This is a genomic window from Streptomyces sp. CB01635 (assembly GCF_002803065.1).
Lineage (GTDB): Bacteria > Actinomycetota > Actinomycetes > Streptomycetales > Streptomycetaceae > Streptomyces.
Genome location: NZ_NNBL01000011.1, coordinates 176,912 through 191,952 on the forward strand (window position 1 = coordinate 176,912; position 15,041 = coordinate 191,952).

13 protein-coding genes and 1 riboswitch are annotated in these 15,041 nt (G+C 69.5%); of the genes, 6 read left to right on the forward strand and 7 right to left on the reverse strand.

What is annotated here, in order from left to right; all coding sequences use genetic code 11:
- The first annotated feature begins 17 nt into the window (after positions 1–17).
- Both CG723_RS26235 and CG723_RS26240 read left to right on the forward strand, forming a co-directional pair.
- A complete protein-coding gene (locus CG723_RS26235) occupies positions 18–986 on the forward strand; it encodes a diacylglycerol/lipid kinase family protein (RefSeq protein WP_100595939.1) in 969 nt (322 codons plus the stop codon).
- Between the two features lie 319 nt (positions 987–1,305).
- Positions 1,306–1,563: a WhiB family transcriptional regulator gene (locus CG723_RS26240; protein WP_016639615.1), complete on the forward strand. Its 258-nt coding sequence runs from the start codon at positions 1,306–1,308 to the stop codon at positions 1,561–1,563.
- 247 nt (positions 1,564–1,810) lie between these two features.
- Here CG723_RS26240 and CG723_RS26245 read toward each other — a convergent pair whose 3' ends face one another.
- Both CG723_RS26245 and CG723_RS26255 read right to left on the reverse strand, forming a co-directional pair.
- Positions 1,811–3,277, reverse strand: a complete 1,467-nt coding sequence (locus CG723_RS26245; protein ID WP_100595940.1) for a sensor histidine kinase — start codon at positions 3,275–3,277, stop codon at positions 1,811–1,813.
- Positions 3,278–3,815: 538 nt separating this feature from the next.
- A complete protein-coding gene (locus CG723_RS26255; RefSeq protein ID WP_100595941.1) occupies positions 3,816–4,886 on the reverse strand; it encodes an SIS domain-containing protein in 1,071 nt (356 codons plus the stop codon).
- 267 nt (positions 4,887–5,153) lie between these two features.
- Here CG723_RS26255 and nagB point away from each other — a divergent pair, with 267 nt between their 5' ends.
- Positions 5,154–5,939, forward strand: coding sequence for a glucosamine-6-phosphate deaminase (nagB, locus tag CG723_RS26260; protein ID WP_100595942.1), 786 nt, complete (start codon positions 5,154–5,156; stop codon positions 5,937–5,939).
- 154 nt (positions 5,940–6,093) lie between these two features.
- Here nagB and CG723_RS26265 read toward each other — a convergent pair whose 3' ends face one another.
- The 4 genes from CG723_RS26265 to CG723_RS26280 all read right to left on the reverse strand — a co-directional run bounded on the left by CG723_RS26265 (position 6,094) and on the right by CG723_RS26280 (position 10,798).
- Positions 6,094–7,587 (reverse strand): glycoside hydrolase family 3 protein, encoded by a 1,494-nt coding sequence (locus CG723_RS26265; RefSeq protein WP_100595943.1) that lies wholly within the window; start codon positions 7,585–7,587, stop codon positions 6,094–6,096.
- Between the two features lie 9 nt (positions 7,588–7,596).
- Complete coding sequence (locus CG723_RS26270; RefSeq protein WP_100595944.1) at positions 7,597–8,436, reverse strand: carbohydrate ABC transporter permease; 840 nt, start codon at positions 8,434–8,436, stop codon at positions 7,597–7,599.
- Positions 8,433–9,419 carry a carbohydrate ABC transporter permease gene (locus CG723_RS26275; RefSeq protein ID WP_100595945.1) on the reverse strand — a complete coding sequence of 329 codons (987 nt, stop codon included), beginning with the start codon at positions 9,417–9,419 and terminating at the stop codon, positions 8,433–8,435. The genes CG723_RS26270 and CG723_RS26275 overlap by 4 nt, the downstream gene beginning before the upstream one ends.
- 98 nt (positions 9,420–9,517) lie before the next feature.
- Positions 9,518–10,798: an extracellular solute-binding protein gene (locus CG723_RS26280; RefSeq protein ID WP_100595946.1), complete on the reverse strand. Its 1,281-nt coding sequence runs from the start codon at positions 10,796–10,798 to the stop codon at positions 9,518–9,520.
- A gap of 302 nt (positions 10,799–11,100) precedes the next feature.
- Between CG723_RS26280 and CG723_RS26285 the strand changes: the two genes are divergently transcribed.
- The 3 genes from CG723_RS26285 to mctP all read left to right on the forward strand — a co-directional run bounded on the left by CG723_RS26285 (position 11,101) and on the right by mctP (position 13,945).
- Positions 11,101–11,889, forward strand: a complete 789-nt coding sequence (locus CG723_RS26285) for a GntR family transcriptional regulator (RefSeq protein ID WP_100595947.1) — start codon at positions 11,101–11,103, stop codon at positions 11,887–11,889.
- 173 nt (positions 11,890–12,062) lie between these two features.
- A complete protein-coding gene (locus tag CG723_RS26290) occupies positions 12,063–12,317 on the forward strand; it encodes a DUF3311 domain-containing protein (protein ID WP_100595948.1) in 255 nt (84 codons plus the stop codon).
- Positions 12,314–13,945 (forward strand): monocarboxylate uptake permease MctP, encoded by a 1,632-nt coding sequence (gene mctP, locus CG723_RS26295; RefSeq protein WP_100595949.1) that lies wholly within the window; start codon positions 12,314–12,316, stop codon positions 13,943–13,945. Before CG723_RS26290 ends, mctP begins: the two co-directional genes overlap by 4 nt.
- A gap of 67 nt (positions 13,946–14,012) precedes the next feature.
- On the opposite strand, the gene CG723_RS26300 is transcribed toward mctP, so the two are convergent.
- Positions 14,013–14,747 (reverse strand): hypothetical protein, encoded by a 735-nt coding sequence (locus CG723_RS26300; RefSeq protein ID WP_159032546.1) that lies wholly within the window; start codon positions 14,745–14,747, stop codon positions 14,013–14,015.
- A gap of 88 nt (positions 14,748–14,835) precedes the next feature.
- Positions 14,836–14,953: riboswitch (cobalamin riboswitch) on the forward strand.
- Positions 14,954–15,041: the final 88 nt, after the last annotated feature.

Below are 15,041 nucleotides of genomic sequence, written 5' to 3' on the forward strand. Positions count from 1 at the left end.
TAGGTACCCTGCTTCGCATGCGTGCACTTCTTGTGGTCAATCCGGCGGCAACCACCACCAGTGCGCGCACGCGTGACGTACTGATCCACGCGCTGGCGAGCGAGATGAAGCTCGAGGCGATCACCACGGAGTACCGCGGGCACGCCAGGGACCTCGGCCGGCAGGCCGCGGAGAGCAAGGACATCGAGCTGGTCGTGGCCCTCGGCGGCGACGGCACGGTCAACGAGGTCGTGAACGGCCTGCTGCACCACGGCCCGAACCCGGACCGTCTTCCCCGCCTCGCCGTCGTCCCCGGCGGCTCCACCAATGTCTTCGCCCGCGCTCTCGGTCTGCCGAACGACGCGGTGGAGGCGACGGGCGCCCTGCTCGACGCTCTGCGCGAGGGCCGGGAGCGAACGGTGGGCCTGGGTCTGGCGGGCGGCACGCCGGGCACGGAGGACGAGGCCGCCCCGTCCCGGTGGTTCACGTTCTGTGCCGGTCTCGGGTTCGACGGAGGCGTCATCGGCCGGGTCGAACAGCAGCGCGAGCGTGGCAAGCGATCGACACACGCGCTCTATTTGCGTCAGGTCGTACGCCAGTTCCTCGGGGAACACGACCGCCGGCACGGCGCTATCACACTGGACCGGCCGGGTGAGAACCCCGTCACCGATCTGGTCCTGTCCATAGTCTGCAATACCTCCCCATGGTCATATCTGGGGAACAAGCCGCTCTACGCGTCCCCTCGGGCATCCTTCGACACCGGCCTTGACGTGCTCGGACTCAAGAAATTGTCCACCCCTTCGGTGGCCCGTTACGGCACCCAGCTGCTCACCTCGACACCCGACCGGGGACCCCACGGGAAGAACGCCGTCACCCTGCACGACCTGACCGACTTCACCTTGCAATCGAAGGTCCCCCTGCCCCTCCAGATGGACGGTGACCACCTGGGGCTGCGAACGAGCGTGACGTTCACAGGCGTACGCCGTGCACTGCGTGTGATTGTGTGAGTGGAAGAGCCCAAAGTCCTTTATCTCGAACGTTTGGGCCAGGATCCACCCCATGGAAGTACGGCTGTGACCTAGCCGACACCGAGGAATCAAAAAAAACTTTCCTGAAGGGGTTGTATCCGCCGCCGAGGTTTGCGAATCTCTACATGGCGCTCGGGACGGCCCGCAACATCGGCCCCCACGGAGAGCCCGAACCCCCTCCTCAACACACAGGACATCGTCGCAGATGTGACGAAAGTCCCTTCCGTTGTCGGGGGATTCGTGAAAGCGTTCACATTCACAAGCAACCTGCACGTAATACCAAGGAGAGGTAGCAGCCATGGACTGGCGTCACAACGCCGTTTGCCGCGAGGAAGACCCCGAGCTCTTCTTCCCCATCGGCAACACCGGTCCTGCGCTGCTGCAGATCGAGGAAGCCAAGGCCGTCTGCCGCCGCTGCCCCGTCATGGAGCAGTGCCTGCAGTGGGCGCTCGAGTCCGGCCAGGACTCCGGCGTCTGGGGTGGCCTCAGCGAGGACGAGCGCCGCGCAATGAAGCGTCGCGCCGCCCGCAACCGTGCTCGCCAGGCCAGCGCCTGACGCCCACGCCCCCCACGAGCCTGAGCCCGGCGGCGCGTACAGCGAGTACGCAACTCCCGCCCCCGAGCCGCAGCGCGCAGTACCCCCGATGCTCCACCCAGGCTCAGCCCGGGATGTAGACCCGGGCAACACGAACAGTGAGCCCCGGACCCAACGGTCCGGGGCTCACTGGCGTTTGCGGTCGTGTCGATCTGGTGTTTGCGTCTGTGCCGACGTGTCGGCGCGGCGCCCGTCGGCGCCGGGCCCGCTACTTGTCGGCTGCCACCGGGATGTCGAGGACGACCTGGGTGCCGCGGCCGGGCGCCGGGACCATGTCGAACGATCCGCTCAACTCGCCCTCGACCAGGGTGCGTACGATCTGCAGGCCCAGGTTGCCGGCGCGCTTCGGGTCGAAGCCCTCGGGCAGGCCGACGCCGTCGTCGGTGACGGTGATCAGCAGGCGGGCGTCCTTGGTGGTGCCGCCGCGCACCGCGGAGACCTCGACGGTGCCGGTGTCGCCCTGCCGGAAGCCGTGTTCCAGGGCGTTCTGCAGGACTTCGGTGAGGACCATCGACAGCGGGGTGGCGACCTCGGCGTCCAGGATGCCGAAGCGGCCGGTGCGCCGGCCCGTGACCACGCCCGGCGAGATCTCCGCGACCATGGCGAGCACCCGGTCGGCGATCTCGTCGAACTCCACGCGCTCGTCCAGGTTCTGGGAGAGCGTCTCGTGGACGATGGCGATGGAGCCGACGCGGCGCACCGCCTCCTCGAGGGCCTCGCGGCCACTGTCGGAGTCGATGCGGCGGGCCTGGAGACGCAGCAGGGCCGCGACGGTCTGGAGGTTGTTCTTCACCCGGTGGTGGATCTCCCGGATGGTCGCGTCCTTGGTGATCAACTCCCGTTCGCGGCGGCGCAGTTCGGTGACGTCGCGCAGCAGGACGAGCGAACCGATGCGGGTGCCCTTGGGCTTGAGGGGGATCGCCCGGAGCTGGATCGACCCCTCCTCCCCCTCGATCTCGAACTCACGCGGCGCCCAGCCGCTGGCCACCTTGGCGAGCGCCTCGTCCACGGGGCCGCGCGACGGCGCGAGCTCGGCCGTCGTGCGGCCGAGGTGGTGCCCGACCAGGTCGGCGGAGAATCCGAGCCGGTGGTACGCGGAGAGCGCGTTCGGCGACGCGTACTGGACGACGCCGTCCGCGTCGAGGCGGATGAGGCCGTCGCCGACGCGGGGGGATGCGTCCATGTCGACCTGCTGGTCCGGGAACGGGAAGGACCCGGCCGCGATCATCTGGGCGAGGTCGGAGGCCGACTGGAGGTAGGTCAGTTCGAGGCGCGACGGGGTGCGGACCGTGAGCAGGTTCGTGTTGCGGGCGATCACGCCCAGGACGCGACCCTCCCTGCGTACGGGGATGGACTCGACCCGCACCGGGACCTCCTCGCGCCACTCGGGGTCGCCCTCGCGGACGATGCGGCCCTCGTCGAGGGCGGCGTCCAGGAGCGGGCGGCGGCCGCGCGGGACGAGATGGCCGACCATGTCGTCCTGGTACGAGGTGGGACCGGTGTTGGGCCGCATCTGCGCCACGGAGACGTAGCGGGTGCCGTCGAGGGTGGGGACCCACAGCACGAGATCGGCGAAGGAGAGGTCGGAGAGCAGCTGCCACTCCGAGACCAGCAGGTGCAGCCACTCGAGGTCGGTGTCGCCGAGGGCTGTGTGCTGGCGTACGAGGTCGTTCATGGAGGGCACGGAGCCGAGGGTACCTGGCGGGTCCGGCCTCAGGGTCGACCGAGAGGCCCCGAAGACACCCGCGGGCCGCGGCGCCTGGGAGGGACCCTCAGCCCTCCCGGCACCGCAGCCCGGAGTTGCAACAGCCGTCGGGTGTGCGGTCCCGTCCGGCCATGTGAGGACCCGCCGCAGTCAGGGCAGAGAGCGCCGGCTCCTCGGTCCGTCCTCCTGTGCGGGGAGGACGGAGGCTTTTACCATCGCATTGTGGACTAGACCATTCTGTCATGTCTATGCGTTGGACGATGTTTGTTGTTGTCGCTTCCACCCAGCCTGCCAGAGCCGCCGCGTCCGTGTCGGGTGGAGGCTCCCGTTCCGCGATACCGGCCCGGATTCGGGCCTCGAAAGCGGCGATGCTCGCCTGCCGCCGGTCGCGATTGTCACCGAAGGTCGGGTGGAGGCTGGGGCGCCGATGTCCATGGTGTGGGCCGGATCTGCGCTGCTCGGCCGCCATCCGCGAATTCTATAGCGGGCGCCGGAGAAGGCGGCGGGGTCAGTGCGTCTCCGTCACCTTCGCCAGGGCGCGGGGAGCGTCCGGGTCCTGGCCGCGGGCGATGGTGACCTCGTACGCGAGGAACTGGAGCGGGATGATCTCCAGGACCGGCTGGACCTCCTCCGCGACACCCTGGGTCGGCAGGACGAAGCCGGCCGACGCCCGGTCCACCTGGGCCTTGGGGCCGATGACGACAAGGTCGGCGCCTCGGCCGCGCAGCCGGTCGAGGACGGGCTGGAGCATGAGGCCGCCCTTGCCGTCCGTGACGACGGCGATGACCGGCGAGATGTTGTCGACCATGGCGAGCGGGCCGTGCAGCAGGTCGGCGCCCGAGTAGGACAGGGCCGGGATGTAGCTGGTCTCCATGAGTTTCAGGGCGGCCTCCTTGGCCGTCGGGTAGCCGTAGCCGCGCGAGGTGATCACCATGCGGTCCGCGAAGCGGTAGCGGGAGGCGAGGGCGCGTACCTCGTCCTGGCGAGCCAGGAGCTGCTGGGCGAGGCCGGGCAGCACCTGGGCGGGCGAGCCGTCGCCGCCGCGCAGGCCCTCGACGAAGAGGTAGAGCGCGAGCAGGGACGCGGTGTACGTCTTCGTGGCCGGGAGCGCCTTCTCGGGTCCCGCCATGATGTCGATGTGGTGCTCGGAGACGGCGGCCAGCGGCGAGTCCGGGTTGTTCGTCACCGCGAGGGTGATCGCGCCGGCCGCGCGGGCCGCCTTCGTGGAGGCCACCAGGTCGGGCGAACCGCCCGACTGACTGACGGTGACGGCGAGAACGTCGCGCAGGTCGGGCCGGGCGCCGTACGCCGTCGTGGTGGACATGGAGGCCAGGCCGCAGGGCATCCCGAGCCGGATCTCCAGGAGGTACTTCGCGTACAGGGCGGCGTTGTCGGAGGTGCCGCGGGCGGTGAGCAGGACGAAGCGGGGCGACTGTGCCGCGACGCGCCGGGCGACCTCGTGGATGCGGGGCGCTCCGGTGTCCAGGAGGCGGCGCAGCACCTCGGGCTGCTCGGCCATCTCGCGGGCCATGATCCGGCCCGGCTGCTCGCTCTTCGGGGCCGACGGGGTGGCGGTCATGCGGACTCCTCCGGAGGGGCGGTCGCGAGTGCGGCGGGCTGGGCACGGCCGGCGGCCGGGCTCCTCCTTGCGCGCTTCCTTCCACTCTGGCGGCTGAGGCGGGCGCGCGCCCGGCCGAAGGGACAGCTTCGAGGTGCCGTAGGAGCGGGGAGCGCCGAGCATGGTCGGACGGCGTAGTACGCCCCGTGACCGGCCGGACCGCCTCTGCTAGATTGGTCTATACCACATGCGCGACATCGCACCCTCGACCAGATCGGCAGGCCCAGCGTGGAAGTTGTGATCGTCCCGGACACCAAGGCAGGCGGCGAGCTCATCGCCGAGGCGATGGCCCAGCTGCTGCGGCGCAAGCCCGACGCCCTGCTCGGCGTGGCCACCGGCTCGACCCCGCTGCCCATCTACGAGGCGCTGGCGGCCAAGGTCCGCGGCGGCGAGGTCGACGCCTCGAAGGCCCGTATCGCCCAGCTCGACGAGTACGTGGGTCTGCCGACCGGACACCCCGAGTCCTACCGGGCGACCGTGCTGCGCGAGGTCGTCGAGCCGCTCGGTCTGAGCGAGGGCTCCTTCATGGGACCGGACGGCAGCGCCGATGACGTGCAGGCGGCCTGCGAGGCGTACGACAAGGCGCTCGCGGCGGCCGGCGGTGTGGATCTCCAGCTGCTCGGCATCGGCACCGACGGACACATCGGCTTCAACGAGCCGTGCTCGTCGATCGCCTCCCGCACGCGGATCAAGACGCTGACGCAGCAGACCATCGCGGACAACGCGCGCTTCTTCGGCGGCGACCTCAGCCAGGTGCCGCGTCATGTCATCACGCAGGGCATCGGCACGATCCTGGAGGCGCGGCATCTGGTGCTGCTCGCCACGGGTGAGGGCAAGGCGGATGCCGTGGCGGCGACCGTCGAGGGGCCGGTGGCCTCTGTGGTGCCGGCGTCGGCGCTTCAGCTGCACCCGCACGCGACGGTTGTCGTCGACGAGGGGGCGGCGTCGAAGTTGAAGCTTGCCGACTACTTCCGGCACACGTACGTGAACAAGCCCGATTGGCAGGGGCTGTAGGCGAGTTCGGGACGACATGAAGGTGCCGGTCACCCCTGGTGAGGGGTGACCGGCACCTTCGCGTCGTCGTCCGCGGGAGCGTCGTGGCTTGTCGCACCCACGCGGCGAAGCCGCACCATGGCGCGCCCCCGCGCCCCCTGAAGGGGCGCTCGGCTCACCCGGCGACGATCACCTCGGCGGCGGCCAGACCGCACACCCGGGCCGCGCCGTGGGTCGCCACGTGCAGGGCGCCCTGCGGCGGCGCCTGCGGTACGCCCATCTCGACCACGACCGTGTCGGGGCGGGCCGCGAGGAGCGTGTCCAGCGACTGGGCCATCCACGCGTGGCGGTGGGCGTCGCGGACCACGGCGACGATGCGCCGCTCCCCCGCCGCGGCCAGGGCGGCGGCGCCCGCGTCCGTGCCGGAGAAGCTGCCGGTCTCCGTGCCGGGAAGCAGCCGCTCCAGTTCGGCGGCGACACCCCACGGCGTCTCGTCGCCGACCGCGATGTTGGCGACGGGCGTGAAGGCGGCGACGTACGGCGCCTCGGTGACGGGGGCCGCGTGCTCACCGCGCGTCACGGTCACCGCCCGCCGCGCCGCGACCAGTCCGATCCCGGTGTCGGGCGCGCCCCCCGAGTGCTCGGCCGCGCCCGGCACCGAGGCCCACCGGGCGAGCGAGCGCACCCGCGCCGCGGCGTCGGCGAGCCGCTCCTCGGGCAGATCGCCCGCGTGCACCGCGGCGACCAGCGCGTCCCGCAGCCGCAGCACCGTGTCGTCGTCGGCGAGCCCGCCGCCGACACAGATGGCGTCGGCGCCGGCCGCGATGGCGAGGACGCTGCCGCGCTCGATGCCGTACGTGGCGGAGATGGCCTGCATCTCCATGCCGTCGGTGACGATCAGCCCCTCGTAACCCAGCTCCTCGCGGAGCAGGCCGGTGAGGATGCGACGCGAGAGGGTGGCGGGGCGGTCCGGGTCCAGGGCGGGGACCAGGATGTGGGCGCTCATCACCGCGCGCGTGCCGGCCTCGATCGCCGCGCGGAACGGGGCGAGTTCACGCTCGTACAGCACGTCGAGGCCCACGTCGATGCGGGGCATGTCGTGGTGCGAGTCGACGGCGGTGTCGCCGTGGCCGGGGAAGTGCTTGGTGCAGGCGGCGACGCCCACGGACTGGAGCCCGGTGACGTAGGCGGCGGTGTGGCGGGAGACGAGGCCGGTGTCGGCGCCGAAGGACCGTACGCCGATGACCGGGTTGGCCGGGTTGGAGTTGACGTCCGCGGACGGGGCCCAGTTGAGGTTGACGCCGCAGGCGGCGAGGCGGCGGCCGAGCTCGGCGGCGACGGACCGGGTGAGCTCCACGTCGTCGACGGCGCCGAGGGCGTGGTTTCCGGGGAACGAGGAGCCGGAGCGCACCTCCAGGCGGGTCACGTCCCCGCCCTCCTCGTCGATGGCGACCAGGACGTCGTCACGCTCGGCACGCAACTGGGCCGTCAGGGCGGCGAGTTGCTCGGGCGAGGCGATGTTGCGGCCGAACAGGCCGACGGAGGCGAGGCCTTCGCCGAGCCGGCGCAGCAGCCAGTCGGGGGCGCTGGTGCCGGTGAAGCCGGGCTGGAGGACGGTGAGCGCGTCACGGGTGAGGGTGTCGGTGCCGCGTGCGGTGAGTGTCGTCATCTGGCGGTGTTATCCCTTCACGGCGCCGTCGGTGAGGCCGCTGACGGCCCTGCGCTGCAGGAAGACGAAGAGGATCAGGATCGGGATCGCGAACAGCGAGGACGCGGCCATGGTCGCACCCCAGTCGTCGCCGAACGCGGTCTGGAAACTGGAGAGCCACAGCGGCAGCGTCTGCGCCTCGGGCGACTTGTTGAGGACGAGGACCATCGGGAACTCGTTCCAGGCGGTGATGAAGCCGAACATCGACGTCGACATCAGGCCGGGCGCGAGCAGCGGCAGGATCACCCTGCGGAAGGCCTGCATGCGGGTGCAGCCGTCGACCATGGCGGACTCCTCCAGCTCCCTGGGCACGGCGGCGACGAAGCCGCGCAGCGTGAGCAGGGTGAAGGGCAGGATCATCACCATGTAGAAGAGGGTCAGCGGGACGAGGCTGTTCAGCATCGACGCGTCGCGCACGATCATGTAGATCGCGATGACCATGACTTCCCAGGGCGCCATCTGGGCCAGCATGAACCCGATGATGAAGCCGCGGCGGCCCTTGAACCGCATCCGCGCGAGGGCGAACGACGCGGCCAGGCCGATGACCAGCGAGAAGACGACGGCGAGCACGGTCACGGTGACCGAGTTGCGCACCAGCGTCCAGAAGTTGTCGGCGCCGAACGCCGTCCTGAAGTGCTCGAACGTAATGTCGGTCGGGAACCAGACGGGGTTCTCGCTGATGATGTCGCCGGTCGGCTTGAGCGACGTGGCGAACATCCAGTAGACCGGGAAGACGAAGCCGATGAACAGGATCACGGCCGTCACATTGGGCCAGGCGCGGCGGAACGTCGCCGAAGCGGAGCGCTTCACTGCTCGTCCTCCTCTTGCTTGAGCACGATCCGGAGGTAGTAGGCGGTCAGCATGAGCAGGATCAGGATCGTCAGGACGGCGATCGCCGCGCCCATGCCGAAGTGCTGGTTGCCGACGCCCTCGATGTACGCGTACACAGGCAGGATCTCGGTGAGCCGGTCTGGGCCGCCGCCGTTGATCGTGAAGACCTGGACGAACGCCTTGAAGACCCAGATGATCTCGAGGAACGTCGTCGCGTAGAGGAAGGGCCGCAGATAGGGCAGCGTGACCGAGAGGAAGCTCTTCCAGGGGCCGGCGCCGTCGAGGGACGCGGCTTCGTAGAGCTCCTTGGGGATGGTGGTCGTCGCGGCGTAGAGGTTGATCGCGACGAACGGGATCGACATCCAGACGATCAGCACGGTGACGACGAAGAACGTCGACATCTGGCTGCCGGTCCAGCTGTAGTCGGCCATGGAGTGCCAGCCGAGCTTGTCGAGGACCCAGTTGACGACGCCGAAGCGCTCCGCGAACAGCCACTGGTACACGGTGGTCGCGGCGACGACGGGCATCGCCCAGGCGAGCACGAGCCCGACGAGGAGCAGGACGCGCATGCGCCTGCCGAGCCGGGCGAGGAGCAGGCCGACGAGGGTGCCGATCACCATGATCAGGACGGCGTTGACGAGGGTGAAGACGATGGAGCGTCCGGTCACCCGCCAGAAGTCCGAACTGGTCAGGACCTCTTGGTAGTTGTCGAAGCCGTTCCACTCGGTGACATGCTGGATCAGCTGCCCCATGTTGAGGTTCTGGAACGACAGGAGCCCGTCCTTGAGCAGCGGCCAGCCGAGGAGCAGCACAGTGGCCGCGACCGCGGGGAGCAGCAGCAGATAGGGCACGAGCGCCCCGGCCCGTGCGCGGGCCTGCTTTCTCGGTCCGCCGGATTCCCCGCCGTCCGCTTTCAGGACCTCCGCCGGACCGGAGGGCGGCCGTTCGGTCTGCACGGTCATGCTCGCCATCTCTTTTCTGGGCCTGCCGGGACGCCGTGAACCCCGCGGGGGCGGAGGGCGTGTTGACGCTCTCCGTCCCCGCGGGGCCTGTTGCTGTCTTACTGCTTCTGCGAGAGACGCTTGTTGAACTCGGCCTCGACCTGCTTGGCGGCGGCGGCCGGGGACTTACCCTTCAGCACCGCGGTCATGTAGGTCTTGACCGGGTTGGGCGCGTTCTCGACCGGGGCCCACTCCGGGATCAGCGGGGTGGTGCCACCGCCGGCGGCGGCGGGAGCGGCGGCCTCGGCGGCCGCGTTGCCCTTGAGGTTGGACTGCAGCGCCTCCTTGTTGGGGATCACGCCGCCTTCCTTGGCGAGCTGGCCCTCGAACTGGTCGGAGAGCGCGATCTTCAGGAACTCCTTGGCGAGGTCCTGCTTCTTGCTGCCCGCGGCAACGGCGAGGTTGGAGCCGCCGAGGAAGACGCCCTCGGGCTTGTCGGCCGTGGCACCCGGAACGGTGAAGTAGCCGATCTCCTTCTCGATCTTCGGGTTGGCCTTGATGGCGAGGGCGGACTCCCAGCCCATGCCGATGAAGGAACCGGTCTTGCCCTTGGCGAAGACCTCGGCCTGCTGCGGGGTGGCCTCGTCCTTGTCCTTGGGGGCCTTGGAGAGCGCCTGGAACTTCTTGTACGTCTCCATGGCGGCGCCCACCTTGGGGTCGGCCAGGTTGGAGACGTACTTGTCGCCGTCCTTCTTGACGAGCTCGGCGCCCTCACCGATGGTCAGGCCGACGAAGTGGTACCAGTTCTGGCCGGGCAGGTAGATCGGCTCGGCGTCCGTCTTCTTGCCGATGGTCTCGAGGTCCTTGTAGAACTCGTCGCGCGTCTTGGGGAGGTCCTTGATGCTGGCGTCGGCCCAGATCTTCTTGTTGTAGATGACGACGCGGTTCACGACGAACCACGGGGCGGCGTACTGCTTGCCGTCCGAGACCGCGGACTTGTTCATCGACTCGGCCCAGTCGGCGCCGAGGGACGACTTGAGGTCGGAGAGGTCGGCGAGGCCGCCGGTCTTGGCGTAGGCGGGGGTCTGCGTGTTGCCGACCTCGAAGACGTCCGGCGGGTTCTCCTCGGACAGGGCGGTGGTCAGCTTCTGCTGGATGCCGTTCCACTGCTGGATCTCGATCTTCAGCTTCGCGCCGGTCTTCTTCTCGAAGGCCGCCGTGACGTCCTTCTGCCAGGTGTCCGGCGTGGAGCCGTCCATGGCCCACACGGTCAGCGTCTGGCCCTTGTAGCCGTCGGCGCCGGCTTTCTTGTCCGTGCTGCCGTCATCACCACTGCCACAAGCCGCGATCGAAACCAACATGCCCGCGACACCGATAGCCGCAATGAGCCTGCGCTTCACGTCACCCTCCTCAGGGATGCCAGCAACCCCCCGCCCACAACGACGGATACGACGAACACAACAAACTCGACGTGGTACTGCACGTGGGACTGGGACCTGGTCTTTAATGGTGTAGACCAGTACCCGGAGCTTGGCCTAGACCTTTAGGGGTGTCAAGGGTGTATAAGAAGGGCTGTCACGTCCGTTATCGGACCGACACCTGAGGGAGCACGACTCCCTCGGGGAGGGCCGTGCCACGATGTGAGCCGCGACAGACGGAGGAGCCGGTGACGGCAGCACCACAGGAGCCGGGAAGGCGGACCATGGGCACCCATGCGGGCAGCAGCGGAACCGATGCGGGCGGCGCCACGACGGCGGAGGCACCCGCAGCGGGCCGCACCGCGCGTGTGCCCAAGTACTACCGCCTGAAGCGGCACTTGCTGGACATGACCGAGACGCTGCCCCCGGGCACGCCGGTCCCGCCCGAGCGCACCCTCGCCGCCGAGTTCGACACCTCCCGCACGACCGTGCGCCAGGCCCTTCAGGAACTGGTCGTCGAGGGCCGGCTCGAGCGCATCCAGGGCAAGGGCACGTTCGTCGCCAAGCCCAAGGTCTCGCAGGCGCTGCAACTGACCTCGTACACCGAGGACATGCGCGCCCAGGGCCTGGAACCCACCTCGCAGCTCCTGGACATCGGCTATGTGACCGCCGACGACACCCTCGCCGGCCTCCTCGACATCACGGCGGGCGGGCGCGTCCTGCGCATCGAACGGCTCCGCCTCGCGAGCGGCGAGCCGATGGCCATCGAGACGACGCATCTGTCGGCCAAGCGCTTCCCCGCGCTGCGCCGCTCCCTGGTCAAGTACACGTCCCTGTACACGGCGCTCGCCGAGGTCTACGGCGTACGCCTGGCCGAGGCCGAGGAGACCATCGAGACGTCCCTGGCGACCCCGCGCGAGGCGGGTCTGCTCGGCACGGACGTGGGCCTGCCCATGCTGATGCTGTCGCGGCACTCCGTGGACGGCACGGGGCAGCCCGTCGAGTGGGTGCGCTCGGTGTACCGGGGCGACCGCTACAAGTTCGTGGCCCGCCTCAAGCGCCCGACGGACTGACGGGCGTCGCACGCGAATCCGCTTGCGCCGACCGAGAAGTCGGCACATGAACGGCATGTCGGCCACCGTTTGTCCGTTATCCGGACGGGGGTTCCATACGACGAGATCGTCGCCTAGATTTCCGCCACGTTAAGCATGAGATAAGCGGGATCAGCGAGGGGACGGACCGCCGTATGTCCGATGTGCCTGAAGTGAAACGGCCGGTGGTCACGCCGGTGCGAGTGGTCATTGCCCTGTGCCTCGTCGCACCGTTCGTGGCGATGCTCTGGGTCAGCTCCTACGCGAAGGTCGACCCGGCCTTCATCGGTATTCCGTTCTTCTACTGGTACCAGATGCTGTGGGTCCTCATCTCCACGGCGCTGACGATGATCGCGTACAAGCTGTGGCAGCGTGACCAGCGCGCCCGGAAGACGGGTGGCCAGGCATGAACGGCGGAGTCAACGGCGTCGCGCTCGGCGTCTTCATCTTCTTCTTCATCGCCGTCACGGTCATGGGCTTCCTGGCCGCGCGCTGGCGCAGGTCCGACAACGAGCAGAGCCTCGACGAATGGGGCCTGGGCGGACGGTCGTTCGGTACCTGGGTCACCTGGTTCCTGCTCGGCGGCGACCTCTACACGGCGTACACCTTCGTGGCCGTCCCGGCGGCGATCTACGCGGCCGGCGCCTCCGGCTTCTTCGCCGTGCCCTACACGATCCTCGTCTACCCGCTGATCTTCACCTTCCTGCCGCGCCTGTGGTCGGTGTCGCACAAGCACGGCTATGTGACGACCTCCGACTTCGTGCGCGGCCGCTTCGGCTCCAAGGGCCTCTCCCTGGCCGTTGCCGTCACAGGCATCCTCGCCACGATGCCGTACATCGCGCTCCAACTGGTCGGCATCCAGGCCGTCCTGGACGTGATGGGCGTCGGCGGCGACGAGTCGACCAACTGGTTCATCAAGGACCTGCCGCTGCTCATCGCGTTCGCGGTGCTCGCCGCGTACACGTACTCGTCGGGTCTGCGGGCGCCCGCGCTGATCGCGTTCGTCAAGGACGGCCTGATCTACCTCGTCATCGCCGTCGCGATCATCTACATCCCGATCAAGCTGGGCGGCTTCGACGCCATCTTCCACGCGGCGAACGAGAAGTTCGCGACGCCCAACCCGGCGACGGGCAAGCCGGTCGGATCGCTCGCCCCGGCACCGGCCGGGCAGTGGACGTACGCGACGCTGGCCCTCGGCTCGGCGCTGGCGCTCTTCATGTACCCGCACTCGATCACGGCGACGCTGTCCTCGCGCAGCCGCAACGTGATCCGCCGCAACACCACCATCCTGCCGCTGTACTCCCTGATGCTGGGCCTGCTCGCGCTGCTCGGCTTCATGGCGATCGCGGCCGGGATCAAGGTGCAGAACGGGCAGCTGGCGATCCCGCAGCTGTTCGAGGACATGTTCCCCGACTGGTTCACGGGCGTCGCGTTCGCGGCCATCGGCATCGGCGCGCTGGTGCCCGCTGCGATCATGTCCATCGCCGCGGCGAACCTGTTCACGCGCAACATCTACAAGGACTTCATCAAGCCCGACGCCACCCCCGAGCAGGAGACCAAGGTCTCCAAGCTGGTCTCGCTCCTGGTGAAGGTGGGCGCGCTCGCCTTCGTCCTCACCATGGACAAGACCGTCGCGATCAACTTCCAGCTCCTGGGCGGCATCTGGATCCTCCAGACCATGCCGGCCCTCGTCGGCGGCCTGTTCACCCGCTGGTTCCACCGCTGGGCGCTGCTCGCCGGCTGGGCGGTCGGCATGGTCTACGGCACGCTCGCCGCGTACGGGGTCGCGTCGCCGACGCAGAAGCACTTCGGCGGCAGCGCCAAGGAGATCCCGGGCATCGGCGAGATCGGCTACATCGGCCTCACGGCGTTCGTCATGAACGTGGTGGTCACGGTGGTCCTCACCTTCGTCCTGAAGGCGCTGAAGGCCCCTGAGGGCATCGACGAGACGTCCGCGGCGGACTACACGGCGGACGCCGGCGACCCGGGCGTCCTGAAGAAGCTGCCGGAGGCGACGGCGGGAGCCGGCGGGCACTGACCCGACTTCCCCCGAGTACGGCAACGGGCCGCCGGATCCCTCCGGCGGCCCGTTGCCGTACCGGCGTTCACGAGGCGCCGTAGAGGCCCTTCCCGACCCACCGCGCCGCCTCGGCGGCCGAGGAGAGCGTCAGGTCCATGTCCGTGCCCGCCCCCACGATCACCAGGACGCCGCCGACCCGCAATTCGACCACGTAGTGCGCACTCCCGTCGTACTCGTCGCCGCCCGTGGTCCGTGTCGTCTCCAGGACCGCCTCGTCGCCCAGGTCCGGCAGGGACCGGACCTCGTGGTGCTCCTCGGCGAGCGCGCCGTCGGTGTCGACGGTGACGCGGCCGCACGCCTCGTGGAGTTCGCGGCGCAGTTCGAGATAGCGCCCGGCCCGCCCGGCCGGCATCGAGACCAGGCGCTCGTAGACGAAGGGGTCGTCCTCGCCCACCGCCGCGGGGTCCGGACGGAACGTCCGCTCGGCGCTGGCGCCCCGCATGCGCCACAGCTCCCCGTGCGCGTCCCGGCCCGCGACGCAGGTGCTCCAGTCGCCTCCCCCGGAACCCTGGTCGAAGAGTCCCAGGGAGACCTCTAACGCCTTCGCGCCCTTGCCCACGGCCTCGGCCGGGAGGAGGGCGGCGCCCAACTCGGCGTCCGTGAAGACCTTCGCGGGGTCCGCCGTGCCGTCGACACCGGACGCCGAAGGCCGCTTGTTCCCGCCGTCGCCGCGCGCCCCGGACCCGCCGTGACCGCCGTCGCCGCATCCGGCGAGCAGCACCAGCAGTACGGCGGCACAGGCCGTTCCCCGCCCTCGCACCGCGCCTCCCCCTGCTAGGCCACCAGTTCGGCCGCAACCCTAGCCGACACAAGATGTGGGGCTGCCATCCGAGCCCGACACAAGATGTATGCTCGTGCTCGCTGTCGCCGCAGGGGAATCCGGTGCAAGTCCGGAACTGTCCCGCAACGGTGTACGTATGCACGCATACGTGAAGTCCGAGGACCTGTCGACAGCCTGCCCGAGCCGTCCGGCCCGGGATGACAACGTCCGGGTCTCGTGGAGTGGGCCGGTGACGCGGGCTCCGCCATGCCCCCGTGCCCTCCTCCCCGTCAG